Annotated in this window: 18 protein-coding genes and 1 riboswitch; of the genes, 3 read left to right on the plus strand and 15 right to left on the minus strand. The window is 40.8% G+C overall.

Annotated features, from left to right (window positions below):
* Positions 1-101 precede the first annotated feature (101 nt).
* The 6 genes from GT589_RS00965 to GT589_RS00990 form a co-directional block, all read right to left on the minus strand.
* The gene (locus GT589_RS00965) at positions 102-1,019 is read right to left on the minus strand and encodes a ParB/RepB/Spo0J family partition protein (protein WP_293394606.1); all 918 of its coding nucleotides are present in this window, start codon (positions 1,017-1,019) and stop codon (positions 102-104) included.
* On the minus strand, positions 1,009-1,998 hold the full coding sequence (locus GT589_RS00970) for an AAA family ATPase (protein ID WP_293394609.1): 990 nt from the start codon (positions 1,996-1,998) through the stop codon (positions 1,009-1,011). The genes GT589_RS00965 and GT589_RS00970 overlap by 11 nt, the downstream gene beginning before the upstream one ends.
* A 134-nt stretch (positions 1,999-2,132) precedes the next feature.
* Entirely contained in the window at positions 2,133-3,431 is a 1,299-nt protein-coding gene (locus tag GT589_RS00975) for a DUF4179 domain-containing protein (RefSeq protein WP_293394612.1), read from the minus strand.
* Complete coding sequence (locus GT589_RS00980; protein ID WP_293394615.1) at positions 3,424-3,939, minus strand: RNA polymerase sigma factor; 516 nt, start codon at positions 3,937-3,939, stop codon at positions 3,424-3,426. Before GT589_RS00980 ends, GT589_RS00975 begins: the two co-directional genes overlap by 8 nt.
* A gap of 151 nt (positions 3,940-4,090) precedes the next feature.
* Positions 4,091-5,368 carry a serine--tRNA ligase gene (gene serS, locus GT589_RS00985; protein WP_293394618.1) on the minus strand — a complete coding sequence of 426 codons (1,278 nt, stop codon included), beginning with the start codon at positions 5,366-5,368 and terminating at the stop codon, positions 4,091-4,093.
* A 350-nt stretch (positions 5,369-5,718) separates the two neighbouring features.
* Positions 5,719-6,333, minus strand: coding sequence for a LysE/ArgO family amino acid transporter (locus GT589_RS00990; protein WP_293394621.1), 615 nt, complete (start codon positions 6,331-6,333; stop codon positions 5,719-5,721).
* 233 nt (positions 6,334-6,566) lie between these two features.
* Between GT589_RS00990 and GT589_RS00995 the strand changes: the two genes are divergently transcribed.
* On the plus strand, positions 6,567-7,733 hold the full coding sequence (locus GT589_RS00995) for an iron-containing alcohol dehydrogenase (protein WP_293394624.1): 1,167 nt from the start codon (positions 6,567-6,569) through the stop codon (positions 7,731-7,733).
* 64 nt (positions 7,734-7,797) lie between these two features.
* On the opposite strand, the gene GT589_RS01000 is transcribed toward GT589_RS00995, so the two are convergent.
* From GT589_RS01000 to GT589_RS01040, 9 genes are all read right to left on the minus strand, one after another.
* Positions 7,798-8,169 carry a winged helix-turn-helix transcriptional regulator gene (locus tag GT589_RS01000; protein ID WP_293394627.1) on the minus strand — a complete coding sequence of 124 codons (372 nt, stop codon included), beginning with the start codon at positions 8,167-8,169 and terminating at the stop codon, positions 7,798-7,800.
* 36 nt (positions 8,170-8,205) lie between these two features.
* Entirely contained in the window at positions 8,206-8,973 is a 768-nt protein-coding gene (locus tag GT589_RS01005) for a 4-hydroxy-tetrahydrodipicolinate reductase (RefSeq protein WP_293394630.1), read from the minus strand.
* 153 nt (positions 8,974-9,126) lie between these two features.
* Positions 9,127-9,265, minus strand: a riboswitch (cyclic di-AMP (ydaO/yuaA leader).
* 149 nt (positions 9,266-9,414) lie between these two features.
* Positions 9,415-9,756: a zinc ribbon domain-containing protein YjdM gene (locus GT589_RS01010; RefSeq protein WP_293394633.1), complete on the minus strand. Its 342-nt coding sequence runs from the start codon at positions 9,754-9,756 to the stop codon at positions 9,415-9,417.
* Positions 9,757-9,848: 92 nt separating this feature from the next.
* Positions 9,849-11,570 carry an alpha/beta hydrolase family esterase gene (locus GT589_RS01015; RefSeq protein ID WP_293394636.1) on the minus strand — a complete coding sequence of 574 codons (1,722 nt, stop codon included), beginning with the start codon at positions 11,568-11,570 and terminating at the stop codon, positions 9,849-9,851.
* 233 nt (positions 11,571-11,803) lie between these two features.
* Positions 11,804-12,754, minus strand: a complete 951-nt coding sequence (locus GT589_RS01020; RefSeq protein ID WP_293394639.1) for an NADase-type glycan-binding domain-containing protein — start codon at positions 12,752-12,754, stop codon at positions 11,804-11,806.
* Positions 12,755-13,003: 249 nt separating this feature from the next.
* Complete coding sequence (locus GT589_RS01025) at positions 13,004-13,513, minus strand: JAB domain-containing protein (protein WP_293394642.1); 510 nt, start codon at positions 13,511-13,513, stop codon at positions 13,004-13,006.
* Between the two features lie 17 nt (positions 13,514-13,530).
* On the minus strand, positions 13,531-15,150 hold the full coding sequence (locus GT589_RS01030; protein WP_293394645.1) for a recombinase family protein: 1,620 nt from the start codon (positions 15,148-15,150) through the stop codon (positions 13,531-13,533).
* A gap of 404 nt (positions 15,151-15,554) precedes the next feature.
* Complete coding sequence (locus GT589_RS01035; protein WP_293394647.1) at positions 15,555-17,018, minus strand: DNA primase family protein; 1,464 nt, start codon at positions 17,016-17,018, stop codon at positions 15,555-15,557.
* Between the two features lie 137 nt (positions 17,019-17,155).
* Positions 17,156-18,559 carry a hypothetical protein gene (locus tag GT589_RS01040; protein WP_293394651.1) on the minus strand — a complete coding sequence of 468 codons (1,404 nt, stop codon included), beginning with the start codon at positions 18,557-18,559 and terminating at the stop codon, positions 17,156-17,158.
* A 179-nt stretch (positions 18,560-18,738) separates the two neighbouring features.
* Here GT589_RS01040 and GT589_RS10100 point away from each other — a divergent pair, with 179 nt between their 5' ends.
* A complete protein-coding gene (locus tag GT589_RS10100) occupies positions 18,739-18,930 on the plus strand; it encodes a helix-turn-helix domain-containing protein (RefSeq protein ID WP_293394654.1) in 192 nt (63 codons plus the stop codon).
* A gap of 311 nt (positions 18,931-19,241) precedes the next feature.
* The gene (locus tag GT589_RS01050; protein WP_293394657.1) at positions 19,242-20,369 is read left to right on the plus strand and encodes an HNH endonuclease; all 1,128 of its coding nucleotides are present in this window, start codon (positions 19,242-19,244) and stop codon (positions 20,367-20,369) included.
* Positions 20,370-20,388: the final 19 nt, after the last annotated feature.

Genomic DNA, 20,388 nt, shown 5'->3' on the forward strand with positions numbered 1-20,388 from the left:
GCAAAAAAGCGTCGCTGACCTTCTGTATTTTACAGAGCATCAGCGGCGCTTTTACAATGGAAACGGAAACCGGTTTCCACCTTTTATTAATTTTTAACAAACTATTGTTTTGTCTTCGACTTAAGCCACCTGTGTGCCATCGCTATGAATTCATTCCGAAGTTCTGCCGGAACCTCCATTTTGACAAAACTCACTTTCTCAACTCCCGGATTGAACAACGTGCTAAGTTCCTCTTTGCCCATGCCCGCCTTAATGGCATTTGCAATCTTGTTTTCGCACACGGCTTCTCCGAAACTGTCGTAAATCCACTGCTGCATTTCGCTGTCAAAATAAGTGAGCTTGACGCCAGCCTTTACGCCCAGTTCCTGGCTCCTGAGCATCTCTTGAAACGGCTCTATCAGCTCGGAAAGCTTTCTGTAGTTGTCCACCTGCCTGCCAGTTATGTTGTACTCCTTTGCTATTATGTCCCGCCTTAGAATGTTGGCGTGTGCCTTCTTTTCCTTGCTGCCGAGTATCATGTATTTTCTTATAATCGACTGGCTCTTCTCATATGCGCTCAGCTGCCTGCTTACCCAGTTGGTGTCGATGACTATCTCTTTAGCCTGTTCCTCGTCTATTTCGTGTGGCTTTTTGACGTGCGCCATTATAACTGCGTACTTCCTGTCGCCCGTAGACTCGTATAGCCTTCTGAAAGCCTCCACTCTGTTGTGCCCTGAGAGTATCGTGTATCTTGCCGGCTCCGGATATTCCGCTGCCCGCTCCCACACGACTATCGGATGGAGCAGCCCTTTTTGCTCTATGGACTCAATAAGCTCATCCATCTTGTCCTCAGCAAGAGGCTTATAAAAGTTCCACTCCTGCGGCGCAGCATCAAGCAACTCTAGTTCCAGCTGCAGCACGTATGCTCCTGATTTTGCACTCATGAATCCGAAGGGATCCTTATCTGTATCGCCCCTTTTTATGAAAAAATCGTCCGCGAAGCTGGAGCTGGCCCAGTCCTTCTTGCCCTTACCTGCCATACTTGACCACCTCTTTCGCAAGCGCCATATACTGCTTTGCAGCTCTTGATCTCGGATCGAAATCGCTTATGTGTTCCCTGCTCCACTGAGCCTTCTTGACATTCGTATCGATGGAAATGTAGCTTTCAAATATCCTGACATTGTCGAACACGGACTCGAGAGTCCTGTCCGCCGTATCTGTAACCGCTTCCCTCCTGTCCACCTTTGTCTTTAAGACTCCGAGTATCTCGAGCTTATGGTTGACTTCCTTTATCTTGTTGATGTATCTGAATATGGTGTCGAGCCCCTGCAGGCCGTAGGCCGAGAGCTCAACCGGCACTATCACGTAGTCGCTTATGCTGAGTATGTTGAAGTTCAGGAGCCCAAGATTCGGGGAGGTGTCTACTACTACGTAGTCATACATCCCCTTTTCTAGTATTTCGCTCATCCCGCGCTGAAATATAGTCTCCTGGTACTGCTTTCTGGAGAGCTCAAAGTCCACGGTGGCAAGCGAGTAGTCTGCTATTATGATGTCGAGATTATCAGTTCCCGTTGGCTGAATGTATCCGGCGAAGTTGTCCTCTCGCATAAGCGCTGCATACAGGCTCCTGCCTGTGTCCTCGGATATGCCGAGCCCGAAGCTCAGATTTCTTTGCATGTCTGCCTCTACTATGAGCACCTTGTTGCCGTCAAGCCTTGAGAGCGCATGTGCAAGGCCGAGCACCGAGCTTGTCTTTCCCACTCCCCCCTTTGAATTTGAGAGTGTTATTATTGTCGTATTTCGAAAATCCTCTATGTATATTTCCTCTAGCGGGACCTGAAGAGCCGACGCAATGGCAGCTGCCACTTCCTTTGTGGTTCCGTTCCTGCCTATCTCGATATTTTTTATCTGCATTATGGATACGCCCGCTTTGTCAGCTAATGCGCTTTGTGTAAGATCATGCTCATCACGCAGATGCCTGATTCTCTCTCCGAATACCTTGCCTCTTTGCCTCGCCATTTTTGCACCTCCACATATCATGCATTTACACTCAGTATAAGAAAAGTGCGCACTTTTGTCAATCGGCGCGGTGCTTCATTCCTATTGAATATCAGGCAAACTAGCCAGGCAAGAGTATTCTTGCCCGGCTAGTTTTATTTTACAGGGACATCAATGGACTTATCATATTCTTTAGAGTATGTCATCCTTCTTATATCTAGCTTGCAGTCCGTTCCTGTTCCTGCAAACTCGAGCGTCCTTGTATGGAGTATTCTTCCATCATTTAGCTTTTCGTATTTGTCGTCGGTTGTCCTGCTGAGTTCTAGCTGCTCACCATCAGTGTCCAGATATACCCGTGTTAGAACTGTGCCTTCCTGCGTCGTTATGCTCACAAAAGTATTTCCGTTTGACTCGAGCAACTTGTTTATAATTATCTCCTGCCCCTTTACATTAAGCTTTTGAACCTCGTTGCCGCCGATTATATTAAAAACCTCGTTCACATCGTGGTCTGCTGAAAATCTTGCAAGCTTCAGCTCGAGGGACTTAACTTCCTGAGGCAGCGCGTCGTATTCGCATTGAAACTTTATCCCATCTAAATTTGTGCTGACTCCGTAACCCTGAGCCTGAACCTCTTTTCCGTTTGCGTAAAGCCTTAGCTCCATAGCATTTGGCCTAAGCCTTTGCTTTGTCATATCGTCTATGGCCAACTCGAGCGTATTTTGGATAGTTCCCTTGATGACCGTCTGAGTCGGGGTCGCAAGTATTGATTCAAATCGGATATTGGCCTTGTCTGCCTTTATACTTTTGCCTATGGCCGCTTTCAATGTGTGGCCCATTGCCTCCTGCCTGTCTATCTTGAATGTTATCTGATTCTGCTCTGCTTTGCCGTCTCCCCAAATCCGAAAATCCATGTGCAGCGTCTTTTCAAAGAATTTTGGCGACTCAAAGCTTTGCATGTTTTTCATGAGAGTCCCTCCATCGTTCATTAAGCCCTGCCCGCCCCGGGGGGTGCATTCCCCAAGCAGCCCTCTGAGACTGACTGTCGGCACTGTATCATCCACGTTGCCCTTTGGTGCGCTTACCGTGTAAAAGGCTATGAGGTGATTTTCATCCAGCATTATCCCATCCAGCGTTACTATGACTCCGTTTTTAAAACTGCAGCTCTTGCCTATTGCCTGGCCCTTGCCCAGTTCGTTTAGCTCCTTTAGTGTTCCGTTCATGACATCGTTGTAGCCCAGCAGCTTCTTGCCATAATATGCAAGTGTGTCGAAATGGTAGCCAATTAGCATAAATACAATGATGGCGACTGCAATCCTTCCCGTCATTCTACTTCTTCGTTTTGCAAATGTCTTGCTCTCGAGTGCTCCTTTTAGCCTTGTTTCAAGTTCACATGGTACTTCTATGCTCTCCAGTTCATCTTTGCTTTCCAATAGAATTTTTTCGACATTACTCACCGATATCACCTCCAAACATATCCTGCAGCCTGCTTATGCCATTTGAAATCCGCGACTTTACCGTACCAAGAGGCACATTGAGCATCTGGGCTATAGTCTTGTATTCCAAGTCCAGAAGGTATCTTAGCCTTATTGCCTCTCTTTGCTTTTCGTCAAGCTCCGACATATATTTTTCTATAAGCAGTTGATTGTCTTTTTCCCCAATTCCTCCATCATGTCCCTTTTCCTCTATGTAATCCGAAACAGTTGTCCCAATGCGTTCCCCGAGCATTTTTTTACAGCAGTTGACAAGTATCGTCTTGCTCCAGGTGTAGAATGAATCTTCATTTTTGAGCTTATGGATATTTTCATAAAGAATCACTATCATGTCTTCCGTTGCATCCAGCGCGTCATTTTGGTTTTTCATGTATACGTAGGCCAGTTTGTAGTAGTCGCTTTTTTGCGCCATCACAAGCTCCACCAGGGCATCCTTGTCTCCTTTTTTTGCCCGCTTAATCAGCAGCTTCATATCCATCCCCTCACCCCTTTTCTGCCGCCCTTTCACATATAAGAGTCGCCATCCCCCCTAAAAGTTCATTTTAATTTTATCACAATCGAAAAAATAAAAAAGAAAGCCAAAGGATAACCCTTTGACTTTCAAGTCAGCTTGTCCTGCTATGCTATTTTATTACTGTCGCGCCGCCCATGTATGGCTGAAGCGCTGCTGGGATGTTTACAGAGCCGTCTGCATTGAGGTTGTTCTCAAGGAAGGCTATTAGCATTCTTGGAGGAGCAACCACAGTATTGTTAAGCGTGTGAGCAAAATACTTGCCATTTTCGCCGTTGACACGGATTTTAAGACGGCGAGCCTGAGCGTCACCAAGGTTAGAGCAGCTTCCTATCTCGAAGTATTTTTGCTGTCTTGGAGACCAAGCCTCTACGTCTACTGATTTAACCTTGAGGTCTGCAAGGTCGCCCGAGCAGCACTCAAGAGTTCTTACAGGTATGTCAAGCGTGCGGAAGAAATCAACAGTGTTCTGCCATAGCTTGTCATACCACATCATGCTGTCCTCAGGTTTGCATACAACTATCATTTCCTGCTTTTCGAACTGGTGAATCCTGTAGACCCCTCTCTCCTCTATGCCGTGAGCGCCCTTTTCCTTTCTAAAGCAAGGAGAGTAGCTAGTCAGCGTGTGAGGCAGAGATTCCTCTGGCAGTATTGTATCTATGAACTTACCTATCATTGAGTGTTCGCTTGTTCCTATAAGGTAGAGGTCTTCCCCTTCTATCTTGTACATCATGGCATCCATTTCCGCAAAGCTCATAACTCCTGTTACAACCTCGCTGCGTATCATGTACGGAGGAATGCAGTATGTAAATCCGCGGCCTATCATAAAGTCCCTGGCGTAAGAAATCACTGCAGAGTGAAGTCTTGCTATGTCGCCCATGAGATAGTAGAATCCGCTTCCTGCAACCTTTCTTGCGCTGTCAAGGTCAATGCCGTTTAATTTGGCCATTATGTCTGTATGGTATGGAACTTCAAAATCAGGCACCACAGGCTCCCCATAACGCTCAACCTCCACATTTTCACTGTCGTCCTTGCCTATAGGAACGCTCGGGTCTATTATGTTCGGGATAGTCATCATTATTTTCTTGATTTTTTCTTCAAGCTCGCCTTCTTTTACTTCCAGCTCAGCCAGACGCTCTGACTCAGCAGTAACCTTTTTCTTTAGCTCCTCTGCCTCTTCCTTCTTGCCCTGAGCCATCAGTCCGCCGATTTGCTTTGAAATCTTGTTTCTGTCCGCCCTGAGATCGTCTGCCTCCTGCATATGGCTTCTGAATTCAGCGTCTAGAGCTATTACTTCATCCACTAGTCCCAGCTTGCCGTCCTGGAACTTCTTCTTCATGTTTTCCTTAACAATTTCAGGGTTTTCTCTTACAAATTTGATATCTAACATATTGTTACCTCCTATATAATAAATGTTGTTTTTTTGCTAAAAAACAAAAACTCCCGCCCCACGCATATATAAATATACCCATGGGACGGAAGTAATATCCGCGTTGCCACCCAAATTGCCAGCTTCCATAGAAAACCAGCCTCTCGTCAACAGCATGATAAAGGATGCCAGCCTTCCGGTTCATCACCGGCAGCTCCAAAAGTGGAAAGACTTAACCTTTCGCCGATTCTCACCAACCACCGGCTCTCTTGAGAAATTTATAAATCGTAGCTTTTGTAATCGCTATTTTTCAATATGTTATTATGCATTATTATATATTCTTTTATAATTATTTGCAAGTGTTATCCAATTTACATCATTTCATTCATGAAGTTATGCCCGAGTTTCAAACCATAATATATTATGACAGCTCCACAGACTACATTTATCCATCTTACAACGCTGTTGCTGAAGCTGCTTTTGAACACTGACACTATCGTTGCCAGACCTGTAAACCACGCAAACGATGCCATGCAGACTCCCAGTATGAATACATGTGAAGCCTCAATTGGAAGCGACGCCCTGAATCCACCAAGCAGCAGCGAGCCGTCTATTATTGCCTGAGGATTAAGCCATGTGACTGCAAAGCATGCACTTGTAACCTGCAGCAGCGTTTTGTCCGTATCTGTTTCGCCTCCGGCATCCGGCTTGCTTCTTACAAGCATTGTCCCTATGTATATTACCGCGAGGCTTCCGATAAGGTACACAAGAGACCTTAAAATCCCCGACATTTCAAGCAGCAGCCCCATTCCAAAAAAGCACGCCAGCGCAAGGGATATGTCAAACAGTATGACTATCAGAGCCACCTGGTACGCCCTCATTTTATCTTTGCCAAGCGCAGTATTTATAACATACAGATTCTGCATGCCTATTGGAGCCACGTATGCCAGCCCCAGCATGAACCCATTTATAAGAAAATTCGACATGGTTTTACCTCGTTTTCAAGATCTGTATTGCCTGTCTATAATGATATACAAAAAAATTTAAAAGTCAAATGTCAACTCTGCTCACATTTCCTACCTTTTGGGAACTATATCACCAAAAAGTGCCTTCTTTTTTTAGTGGACTGCCGGTTTTATACTAAGAATGTGCCCGGGGTTATCCCGAAAAACTAAAACCACTACTAAAACTATTAATTTTCTTAAGGAGGAAATAGAATATGCAAAGATTTACAATTCCAAGAGACGTTTATTTCGGTGAGAATGCCATAGAGCATCTAAAGTCAGTAAATGGAAGCAAGGCCATGCTTGTTATAGGTTCTGAAAGACTTATACAGGACGGTACTGTTCCAAGGATTCAAGCTCTGCTTGGTGAAGCAAACATAGAAACTTCAATATTTTCAGGAGTTGAAAACGACCCTTCTGTTGCCACTGTAATGTCAGGTGCGCAGGCTATGAGAGAGTTCAATCCTGACCTTGTAGTTGGAATAGGCGGAGGCTCTCCTATAGATGCAGCCAAAGCCATGTGGATATTCTACGAGTATCCTGAATTCACATTCGAGGAGGCCGCAAAGCCTTTCAATCTGCCTGAGCTCAGAAAGAAGGCAAGATTCATAGCAATACCTACTACAAGCGGTACTGGCACTGAGGTTACTTCTTTCTCTGTAATAACAAACCATGAGACAGGCGTCAAGTATCCTATTGCCGACTACAACATAACTCCTGACCTTGCAATAGTTGACACTGGACTTGTTCAAAGCATGACTCCGTCGCTTGTTGCCAACACAGGCATGGATGCTCTTACACACGCATTCGAAGCCTACGTTTCAAAGGTGAGAAACCCAATAACTGATTCGCTTGCAATGAAATCTATAGAAATGACTGTGGAGAGCCTTGTCCAGTCTTACAAAGGTGAAGACCAGGCCAGAAAGGACATGCACATAGCTCAGTGTCTTGCGGGAATGTCATTCTCAAATGCCATACTTGGTATAGTTCACTCTATGGCCCACAAGACTGGCAAGATATTCGACATACCTCACGGCTGCGCCAATGCTATATACCTTTCATATGCAGTTCAGTTCAATGCAAAGGCTGCGGGAGCTGAATACGCTGACATAGCAAGAAGACTTGGCCTTGCTGGAGCTACAACAGACGAGCTTGTCGCATCTCTTGTACAGCTTGTTAAGGACTTTAGAACTGCCATGAACATGCCTCATACACTCAAGGAGTTTGGCATAGCAGAAGACTTATTCAAGTCAAGCCTGGATGAAATATCTAAAAACGCAGTGGGAGACCCGTGTACGGGCACTAACCCAAGGGACATATCTGTAGAAGAGATGAAACAGCTCTTCGAAGCCGCTTACTACGGCACAGATGTTACTTTCTAGTCTGCCATATAATAAGCACCAAAAAAGTGATGGTTTGGTCTAATCCAGCCATCACTTTTTTATGTTAATCTTCATTGCTATTTTCACTGTGCTTGTAGTTGTCCACAAAGTTTTTACCCCACTTGTCCATTGCCTCAAGTATAGGAACAAGCTCTTTTCCCAATTCAGTCAGCGAATACTCGACAGCCGGAGGCACCTGGGGATAAATGGTTTTTTGGACAAGGCCGTTCTGCTCAAGATCTCTAAGTTGCTGGCTGAGCATCTTTTGGGTTATGTCAGGGATTAGCCTTTTGAACTCATTGAATCTTATTACATTGTTCCTGCTAAGATTCCATATGAGCAATGCTTTCCATTTGCCGCATAGTATCTCCAGCGTAACTTCAATCTCGCATCTGTAGTTGCTGCAGCTGACTTTATGCAATCTATCCTTTGGCATTATACCACTTCCTTTGCTTCATATAAGGGGACTCGCCTAGTATACGGGCCTATGCTTTGAAAACATCTCCGAAACTATGTTCTCCATGGAATAGATTCCCTTGGGCTGATCCTTTAAAAACATGGCTGCAAATATTGCTCCCTGTCCGAATGCCGCCCTGCTTATGCTGTCGTGCGTAAGCCGTATCGTCTGATGCGGCATTCCGAATATGACCTCGTGGTGCCCTACAATTCCGCCCACACGAATAGAATTTATATGCTCCTTCTCATCGAGTCCGAGGAAATTCGCAATTTTCATGGCAGTTCCCGAAACTTCCTTTTTTCCTTTGAAATGCTCCTCAACAATCTCTATGTCAGCATGCGGGGCTATCTTTTGTATTATCTGCGACGCTACAAGTAATATATTTATTCCAAGAGTTATGTTTGGAGAGTGCAAAACAGCCACCTTATCCGCCAGAGAATAAAGCAGCGCCTGGTCTTCAGGCTCATATCTTGATATGGCCGAAATTATCTTTATGCCTGCTTCTGCAGCGTCCTTGTAGTATTGAACACCTGATGAATCCGAAAAATCAACTATTATGTCCACCGGATTTTCTTTGAATAAGCTGTCATTAATCTCTTCAATCGAAAAAATCATGCCGTAGTCATGTTCATACCCTAAAAGTCTGCTGGCATACTTGTGGTTGTCGCTCCCGTGTTTTCTAACCACCCACTCAAGATGAAATTTATCATCCTTTATGAACTCAGCTGCAACCAGCCTGCCCGTTCTTCCAAATCCAAACATTCCAATCTTTATTCTTTTCATAAAATTCCTCCTCTTATGTTTTGTTCCCTGTATACACGTGATAATATTTATCCTGCCATAATATACACGCATAGTTTCAAACAAAAATTATATGAGAAGGAAATCAAAAAAAGACCACTCAACCGGTCGATAGATGACAGGCAGGACAAATCTTATCCTTCTCTTCCAACGCCTACGAGGTTAGCTGACGGATTCGGGCTGCAAGAGATTTGCCCTACCTGCTGTGCAGGATTCACCCCTGTTACTACTGGGTCCCCCGCTTCCACACTGTGGAACTCGGCGATAGCCATAGATTTCATTTGTTATATTATAATACAAAAAAAAGCAGCCAAAAAGTATTTTTATTCAAACAATCGCAAAAATAGCCACGGTATAGTTCAAAATCCCGTGGCCAGACCCTATGAATGCCGGATTTCGCCGATCATTCGAATCAATTTTGATTTATGCCTTTTTTACAAACTCCGATTTAAGCTTCATCTCACCAAAACCGTCAATCTTGCATTCGATGTTATGGTCGCCATCGACAAGACGTATGTTTTTTACCTTTGTTCCTATTTTCAGAGATGACGAGCTGCCTTTTACCTTGAGGTCCTTTATTATAGTCACCGTGTCGCCGTCATTCAGGACATTTCCATTGGCATCCTTTACAACCTTTTCATCCCCTGCAGCCTCAGCTTCTGAGGCAAGATTCCACTCATGGCCGCATTCTGGACACACAAGAAGGCTTCCATCCTCGTAGGTATATTCCGAGTTGCATTTTGGACAATTTGGCAATTTTTCCATTACTTCATTTCCTCCATTACTTATATTGAATTTCGCATATGCCTATATACTATCACAGTCTTTTCGCGTTGACAAACTTGTCTCCAGGCTTTTTATGGTTCCGATTTCTCTTTTTTCAGAAAAATTATGTTTCCATTATCGTCTTTATGCCATTTTGAAAACCACTCATTCCACATAATCGAAATTTCCTTAGGCAGCATGCTGTGACCTCTGTCCATTGTCACCGTGTAACGTACCATCGGTACATTTTTCTCATTAGTCCATTCATAAGTTAAAAACCGGCCATCTCTTTTAAATATATAGTCACCTATGGCTCCGGCATTATTTCTGCCAAGCCAGTACTCCAATGTTTTTTTCACATCCTGATTCTCAATAAAGTCATATGGCCATATATCGTATTCACCAATAAACGTCCAATAAGGTATAGGTTCAAATCTAGTCGCATCTTTTTTTTCATCTAACGGTCCACCCATAAACGACTCAATGTAGAATGCGGAGGTGGTTGCTATCGCCGCAAAATATTCTGATATGTTCATGCCCGCAATCAACGAAAACATCCCACCCATTGATTGACCTCCGATATAGCGTCTCCCTGAATCAATATTGTAATCTTTATCGGCTTGCTTTACTAAAGCTTCAACAAATTTCAAATCATAATTTTTTTCAACAGGCTTTGTCAAGTCCCACATAGGCCAATTATCATAATTTATATCAGCAATACCTTGAGCAATAATGAGTATGAAGTTTCCTTCATCGGCCGTTTCCCACATACGCGATATGTCGAACATCATCTTATGGGTTTGCTGACTACCCGGAAAATAGAATAATACCGGAGCAGGCTCGGTGCTTTTTCTAATCTTTTGTGGAATGTATACAAGATATTCTCTTACACGGTCATCTACAATGATCTTTTTGATTTCAACTCCCAGCGCGTTATGGTTCGGCCGGATTCCCAATGTATTTCCGCCTACAAAGCCGCCATAGCGGGTATATCTCGAAAGAAATTTGGTATATATCATATTGGTCAAGGCAGTATCATTATAATCCTCACATTTCTTTTTAATAAGAGCTACGCTGCTGCAGCTAGTAGGAGTAAATTGGTCACGACTGCCTTCTTTCTGACGAAAGATTTTCCCTCCATTAAAATCACATGGTTTGAAAACGCATGCATTTGCTTTTTTCCAATAAGCTGCAACAGCTGCGATGTCACCAAAAAAATTTTCAGATATTAGCAAAACAGGCATAGGCACTTCACTTAATAAAATATCCGATTTTTCATATTTTGTGTTTCTCATTATGTCCAAGTAAGTTTCGTCAATATTGCTTGCATCAATAAAGGCTGCAGCTGCAACTGTAATACAATTTTTCATCGCAAACATCTGTAATGCTTTTCCACCAGTGCCATATCCCACAAGATACCTCGTCGGAAAAGTCAGGTAATGCTTTCCTCTGTCAGTAAAAATATTCGAATATGCCTGGCTGATATAAGTCATCTCTTGCTCGACATTACCCCATTTCTTATCTTTCGGCTCCATAATATATAACCATATGTTATTTTGCTCAGCCGTCGCCATCCAGCCACTTGACTTCAACCATTCAATGGTGTTTTCCCCGTCGGGAACTGTCAATACAATAAAATAAGCACCTGCTTCAACTGCTTCAGGTATGTAAATTTTAACAGTTCGCTCACAAACTATCGTATCAGACAGCATAACTTCCTTTTCAAACAAACCTGTAATCGGCATTTTGATGCCATCCTTGAATGGATCAAATGTTGTTGGTGTATCAGCTGTTAATTTAATAACCTTTGGCAATTAAATCCCCTCCTTTGATACGGTGCTTTAAGCAAAGTTTACTGCTATTGCCTATTTGTGATAGGGTTCCCCTCATTGACGCACCCTGCAAACCAATTCCATTTTATTCCTTCATATAGCCTACAACGAGAACCATAAACACTATTAATCATACCGAATATTGATCCATCCATTCTTTAGTAAAACAAATCTGACACCGTTCAAAAAACGATGTCAGAAAATTTCTCGTCCTCTTATCTGCCAATAAAGTCAATCTCCGAAATACAAGTATCTTGATACTTCGTACCTCCGTATACGTCCAATATCGTCAATTTGACACTTGATGTCTTCACTGGCTGCTCTAATGTGATTGTATTGCTCATTCCAAAACTGTCTTCTAAAGCCGATTCTATATAACTACCATCGGAGAATTCTATCCCGATTTTTTTCACCCTGTTATTCTTCAAATACAAATCTTTATTTTTGTGATAGCCCGACAATATTTCTATTGCGCTTATTTCTTTTTGGGAATTATCGGCAAATAATATCCACTCTCCTATGCCATTCCCACTTCTCCCTTCCACCCACGCAGTTTCTTTGACAGAGTCTCTTGTGTTTTGAGCTATGTAATCTGCCTGCTTACTTTCTGCTAATTCAGATGATGCCTTTACATTATTAAAAGATATATAACCCACAGGCTCATCCGTTTCATTGATTTGCGAAGCATTGTGAGCTTCCCCCTTTTCGCTGTTGGTCTCACCTTGCGGAGCGCTGGTGTAACTATCAAAAGCAGTACTCAACAATGCGGTTGTTGTTAGCATATCTTGAGGAACCTCGTTAAAAGACAAATATCCCACCTCGAATGATCCACCGTCTGCTGCTATTATAAACTGTATTCTGGCTTTAACCGGCACTTCTTGATATGTACATTCGCCTGTAAATTCAACAACATTTACTTCTTCATCCGACTCAAAGTGTTTCCATGTTGGTGAGCCAAAGAAATTTTCAAAACAATTGCCAAAAGTTTTGTCAGGATAATCCACCGGATTCCCATTTTTAACCATCGCCACATACTCGTTGTCTTTGTCAGCCACGTTTTCTGTTTTATCATTGGCTTCTTTCTTTATATGGTCCGCTGTGATATCCGAGCAACCTCCGAATAATAGCATCCCCATGGCTATAAATATTAGTGCTACCTTCCTCATTCTTTTAACCCCTTCCATTTAATATTGTATATAGCAGCGTTAACGCCTTTAGTTTCAACTAAAGGCGTTACTCACGAGTATCAATACCCAATTTGATACACTTTTACAACATTTTTAACATATGTATATTTATATTTTATAAAACCGCGGCGTGATTTTAAAATCACGCCGCGGTTTTATTGCTTATACATAAGTTGTATTCAGATGACATCTTGCAATTCGTAGATGCTGTATTGAATATTTTCTTTTTCAAATAATGCCTTCTTGCTTTAAGGATATATATCTGTCCGAACACGCAATGATATGGTCAACAACCTCTATTCCAACAATTTTTCCTGCCTCAACTAACCTCTTTGTTATTTCAACATCCTCCCTGCTTGGAGTGGGGTCATTGCTTGGGTGGTTGTGTCCAACAATTATTGATGCTGAATTCGAAAGGATTCCCACCTTTAAAACTTCCCTTGGGTGAACTATGCTTGCATTTAAACTGCCTATATGACAAATATTTATTGCGGTAGGTTGCCTTTTGGTATCCAGGCACACGACCACAAAATATTCACGATCTGCTTCTATCAAAAAGCGTTTCAAGAGATTATACGCATCGGTTGGAGAAGTAACCCTTCTCTCTGGATAGAGGAAACTGTCCTCTTTGATCAATTTTATGCTAACTATATTTACTCTTTTAGCAGATCTACTTATTTGACTTTCTTCATTGTCCCATTCCCTCTGTCCGTTTTTAAGAAATTCATATTTTTCCATCTTAGACATCTCCTTTTTTATGGTTTATCCATACACAAATTAATTTCCAAACAAAAAGAGGATGAGTCGTCATTTGACTCATCCTCTGAATTTCCTAGATATTGATTTGTCTTATTATTAAAATTCAACAATATCGATTTTACTGTTCGATCAGGATTTGTTTTTATTTCTCGAATAACCAGATTCAAAACAAGTTTCTTTTTTTCTATATCGGCCTCCTTCAATATATAATTGAAATTTAACATAAGCCTTTTTACGACTTCATATTCTATCGGGTCCGAAGTGCTCTGACTGAGTTGCTTTTCTGCCTCCTCAATTTTCTGCCTTTCGACATCAATTTTCTGCATAATTTCTTTTAACCTATCTGAAATATCGCATTTGCTTATAATTCCCTCCTCATATAATTCAAATATTCTAGCTTTTTTAGATTCAAGCTCTCTAATCACCTTTTCTGTCTTTTTAATGTGGTTATCCAGCGGCTCTATGATGTCGCTACTCCTCTTGTTCAAATTGAAAACTATGTCACTCAATACCTGCTCATTGAACAAAACTTCATTTATTTTATTGAAAACAATTTCCTCGACATAATCTTTCCTTATTCCATTAGAGTGGCACGCAGCAATTCCCTGGTTTCTCCAGCGTCCGCAATAGTAGTATCTATGAATACTATAGTTTCCATTTTTGAGCTTTCTTTTGACCACGCCAGCTACCATTGACGCGCCACATTGCGGGCATTTTAATATTCCCGTTAGAGGATACGACCCACTAAAGTTCCTTACCGGTTTATGCGATCGTTCCTTATATAATCTGTGAACTTTGTTCCACAAATCAATCTCTATAATGGGAGTATGCTCCCCATCCACTATCATCGGATTTTCGTTTCTGCCTTTTCTTCTCTTTTCATTCCAATCTTGCATCCTGTTATATCTTATCTTCCCAATGTATACGGGGTTATGCAATATCTCCTTTATTGTAGCAATCGCAAACATATTTCCCTTCTTGCTTCTATAACCCAATTTGTTTATATGGTTCACTATACTCTTCAACCCTCTTCCACTCGCATACAGTTGAAATATCATTCGGACCGTTTCAGCTTCTTCTTCAACAATCACCAATCTCGATTTCTCCTTGTCATCCCCAGATTTAACCGATTTATAGCCCAACACTACGCCACCATTCCACTTTCCCATTTTTGCCCTCTGCTTCATTCCCAATTTCACGTTTTCGACAATAGTTTCTCTTTCAAATTCCCCGACAGAGGCTAATAAATTCATCATCAACTTTCCTGTCGGAGTGGAGGTGTCAAAAACTTCTGAGCAACTTTTGAAACCCACATTATTTTTATTTAGTTCATCCACTATTTTTAATAAATCCAAATGATTTCTTGCCAGTCTGTTTGTCTTCCAAACCCAGACTTCTTCAAATTGCCCTTTTGCGGCATCCTTGAGCAATTTTTTAAGGGCATCCCGTTTTTCTATAGACTTTCCACTGATTCCCCTATCCACATACTCATTTACAACGACTCTACCCTCCTGCTCACATTTTTTCTTAACCGTATCTAATTGAGCATCAATCGAATAGCCCTCTTCTGCCTGTTCAGCAGTCGACACTCTAGCATAGATCACAACTTTTTTCATTGTCTATATCCTCCTGTTTATAAGATCCGTTATACTCAAGTAAAAGGTCTGCTATTATGCTTATTAGATTTTCATAATCGTACTTGCTCACATTAAAGCCCCTCTCTCTTAAATAATATATAAATTTTTCGTTGTACTTTGCGCTTTCTTGGTGAAATTTGTCAACCTAGTCGGTTGGATTTTCTGACGGCATTCCAAAATGGTAGCTGTAATAACGTAGCCATGGTAGCCTGCTTGAAGAAAAACTTCTTTTATCTTCATCTTGGCTTCATCACCCCAAGCCTTGCCCTGCCATCATTTTCAATGTCATGTAGCAAATGTAGCAATTCTTCTCTTGTCTCTATAATTATTAATTAGTGCTTTTGGCTTTCTCGATATGCCAGGCCACAGTCCTATTGGAAGCATCACACCATTAACTCTATTCCACAGAATCCTTCAAGCGGCAAAGAACCGTTTTTCCTAAACTTTTTACTTTTAAATGCCAGTGTTTTTATCTGCCTAAAAAAATCCATTTTGCTTAACGATGCTAAACAGTTGTCCTGGCAATATTTACTGTACGCATTATACAAGTCCCTTTTGTGGGCCTTTAACTCTTTATTGTCGCGATCCACATGGCAACAAGTCTCGATAAATGAATCTACAGTGTTCACCTCTTGCATATACTGCGATTTGAATTTCCTGGATTCCTTACAACGAGTAAAAACAAAATTGTTTTTTATAAGTCTTCGCAATCCTTCCATGGCCCAATACACTATATAATCCCGCTCACTTAGAATTTTTTCTTTCAGATTTAAATCTCTTTCATCCTCTGGAATTGTGTTGTTGAAAATAACGAATTCAATCCGATCAAAATATGCTGATGTGCTGTCAAGTCGCCTTAATGTCGGCATACTGTTCCCGGCAAAAATGAGCTTGCTTCGGTTTTTAAAAACAAAAGGATCTTTGCCCTTTTTTTCTCCAATGACATCATCGTTCCCAGTCAATGCTTTTATTGTATTTAGTCCCTTCAACTCTCCTTCGTATAATTCTCCCGAAATATTAAGCTTCGCTTCAAACAAACTTGCGGTCATAAATCGATCTCCAAGTTTGTGAAGTGGAATTGCGGTAGTATATTCACCGCCTACAATCTCTTTGAGAATGTCGAGAAACGTACTCTTTCCCGTGTGGGGTTTCCCTATGAAAACAAAGAATTTTTTTGCTCTCGAATAATTACTGAACACATATCCACATATTTCCTGGATAAGGTCCACTTTTGCTTCGTTGCCCCCTGTACATGTAGCGATAAAATTCATGAACGCTCTTCCATCCTTCTTCTTCATGTCTTCTCTATACTCTGCATCTATGAAACTCTTGAAATTGTATTCCGGCGAATGCTCATAAGTCTTACCTTGTGATACGCAAAAAACCTTGTTTCTAAAATTTATAAAATCATCGTGCATATCGAAGTTGTTGCTTGTTATTTGAAGATCCCTGCAACCTTTTATTCGATCAATAACATCGTCTACTCTGTGCTTATTGAGCAACATCTCGATTTTCTCGCCCCATCCATTTCGAATAAGCACCCTCACTTCATTAAGTGTAAGCTTTTTGAAATATCCAAGTTCTTCCGAATAGCTATATATGTCCTCATTGTGTACCTTAAATCGATACCGCTTTATCACCTTTTTATACACGTCGTACTCCACAATGCTTTTATTGCTATCATTCAATGGCCCGCTCTCATTATGTGATTTTATGAAATCCTCCTCCTCTTGACTTTCAAATGTACGTACACTACTTGTTTTTTTCAAATCATAATCAATATTATAGCCATGCTCTTTAAAATAATCTTCTATGCCGATTTCGTTTTTATTCTTTTTATCTGGCATTGCCTTCACCCCCTGTAGAGAGGATACATCACACTTTTTTAGCGGAATTAACAAAAAAATCACAATATCCCAGTGCAACCATTAATAAAACAAAACCCCGCCATCAAAAAAAAATTGGCGGGGTTTTGTTTTATTAATTATTTTTTTCCGTTTTTCTTTGTTTTCTCCCTTCTCCATTTTTGAATTATATTGTCCAGTAACTCATACAAAGAGCCCTCCATTAATATTTTTATAGCATCATCTCTGCTTATCTGCTGATTCTCAAATACCGGGTAATCATCGTCAGTTACTTCATCATCAAATAAAGAGCCATACTCAATATCCAAACCATATTCTTCAAATATATTTATCTTCTCGTCAAAATAATCGTTAAAATTATTTATTAACTTACCCTTTTCCTGTTGCAATTTCGAAACTTTCAAATAGAGTCTTTTAAATAAATGGCGGTTTTCTACCTCTACTTCCGCCACTCTACTCTGCATTTCAGCCAAATTATATATTTTTATTTTCCCCAGCCTTTCCAGCATATAAACTCTATGCTTTAATTTCTCAATTTCAGTTTTATTCTCACCGCGAACATTGGTTTTAGTAACTCCCTCTTTTTCGGCATTTGTGTATAGATTTCGCTTTATAAATTCCTTAATTAGCATTGGGTACACTAGGGATAGAATATAAATTTTATGTAGCGGCATGCGGAAATCACTTTTTGAAAAAAACAAGAAATCTTCTCTTGAGTCTTCTTTCTCAACCAAATTATTCATTATGTGTAACTTAAGCGTTATGTTTTCAATTAAAATCAATGAAGACAAGGCATTCAGATAACCATCATCTGCCTCATATTCAAAGTCTGCTTGTAATTCCCGTATTGCTCTATATAGGTTAAATACAAATAGCATATTGGTTGTATTTTCATAATCGTGAAGATCCCTTGTGAAATTCATCTCCTCCAAGAATTTTAATTTTTCCAAAAACCCCAGAGTGGCTTCTTTGAACCTGTCTATGTCGCTTACTATATCTATTTTATCTGCCACCTTATTTAGTGGCTGCTTGTACCTCATCCGCTTGTCTTTATATATTTTGAAAAAAAGACCCTCCTTGAAAATATATCGACTGCCTCCTCTATTTCCATTCTGTTCTTTGATGCCAATGGCATCCATTATCTTCTCTCGTTCTTTTTTATCTCCCTCATCCTCTTTTTCATTTAACAAACATCCATAGCTTTCATAATATGACTGTGGCGAGTCACAACAATATTCATCTAATACGTCACCCAAAGTCATCTGTAAAACAAGTTCATCTTGGTATTGCTCCATCAACTCCAAATCATTATTGTCAAACAAACACTCCTCTCGATAAACTTCGTACAGAGCGTAGTCCGTTATACATTTTTTCATGAAATCATAATCCATATCCCAATCAGCACATAGACCTTTGAATTTTTCTCCAAAATCAATTCCAGAATAGTCATTATCTTCCAATACGCTCTTTATGTCTCCATCTATCCCTAAAACATCAAATATTTTTTCGTATACATTAATCATTTGATTAAGCTCCCTCCATTCTCCACTCTCTATTATAATACATCAATAAAAAATTATACTGTGAACCACTATTTTAGAATTTCACATTTTTTTGACGTGCTCAAGCATAGGCCTACATAAAGAAACAAGCTCTAATTTAATCAACAATAATCTAATATAACTAATAGGAGGACTACCTTATGATCAACTCAGAAAATGATGTTCTAACCGTGGAAGAATTGATGGAAGTTTTGTATATTGGTAGGAACTACGCATATAAAATACTTAATAGTGGTGATTTGAAAGCGTTTCGCGTGGGGCGTAAATGGCGTATACCCAGACTATGTATAGAGGAATATATTATTAAGAACTCAAAATATAACATTCTCTAAATTATATGTCCCTTTGCGTTCGAATATCCCATATATGGACTGTCTATCAGCATAGACATCCATATAAATAATATATATTTCACTTTTGTTATTTTTCATTCATTTTTTCGTTTCTCCAAAATTGTGCATACCATTATTGCCCACAACTGGCAGGAGCCATCGAGGTTGTGTTTCGTAGTTTACCGAATCACCTTTTCCCGAAGCTCTAAAAAAAATCACAGGAAATCCCGAAAATACTCTTGACCTTCACAGGATATCATGATAATATTATTACAAGCTTCATGATATGGAAAATTAAAGGAGGGATTTATATGAGCAACCTAGAAAACTTAAACCCAGTACAATTGGTAAAAGGCTACCTGTCTTCAATTGGCATGAGTGACGACACAATTTCAAAATATTTTGACGAGAATCATTTTAACAGAGCCTTGATATTAAACCTACCGTCAGTGTGTCTAATGCCCCAAAACAAACCGGGAGCCTCTAAAAGCAACCAGACACACATACATGTGACTGGCGATCCAAGACACTTTTTCTTTCCTTCCGAAGAGGTTGCCAATAGAACCTCGGCATCCAAAGATGAGAGAATAGACATTGATGTTTCCTTGGCCAATATAAAGGCTCTCCATAAAAATTCAGCCTCTATTTCTCCTAATGACCTTGAAATCAAACGCTCCTTTACACTGGCAAAAATTGCACACAGACGTTCTCAAGAGAATCAGGTTCAAATAAGCAAAATTAAACTCGACGATTCTCTGTTCATTGATTTGAGGCTCGGACTTTATAAAAATGACCTGCTCGTTTTTTTAGGTTACTCGGATAGCGACCGTCTGTTTGCGATTGGGATTCCAAAAGAGTATTATTCATCCGTCGCAAGTGTCGGAACATCCGTCTTCTTCAACCTGCACGACACAGCAAAAATCCAGATAAAGTCAGCGCTAAAGAGAATCGAAGCTTCATATGATGACAATGAAATGATATCTGACATGGAGGCCATAGCCGACTCCATTTATCAACAACAGATTGTTGAGGCAGAGCCATCAGTTACACAACATGCTCCAATGCCTAAAGCGGGCAAAGTCACTTCGCTAAGCGAGCGTTCAAAACGAAGTGCCGCCATTGGCAAAGAAGCCATAAAAGATGGAGACTACAAATGTGCCATAGACAGCTCCCACCTCACATTCCAGTCTAAAAACGGTTCCCCCTATGTAGAGGCTCATCATCTTATACCCATGGCCTTCGAGGATGATTTTGAAAATAGCCTTGATGTCAAGGGTAATATAGTTCCGTTGTGTCCCCACTGCCATGCAAAAATCCACTATGGAAAGTTCGATGATGTGTCCAATATGATAGAGCAGCTCTACTCAGAGAGAAAAGATGTACTTGCTCTTTCTGGCATAGGAATCGACTTGGAAACTTTGAAAAAGTACTACTTATAATTACAAAAAAAAGAGATAT

Origin of the sequence: Peptoclostridium sp. (assembly GCF_009881055.1) — a bacterium.
Taxonomy (GTDB): domain Bacteria; phylum Bacillota; class Clostridia; order Peptostreptococcales; family Peptostreptococcaceae; genus Peptoclostridium_A.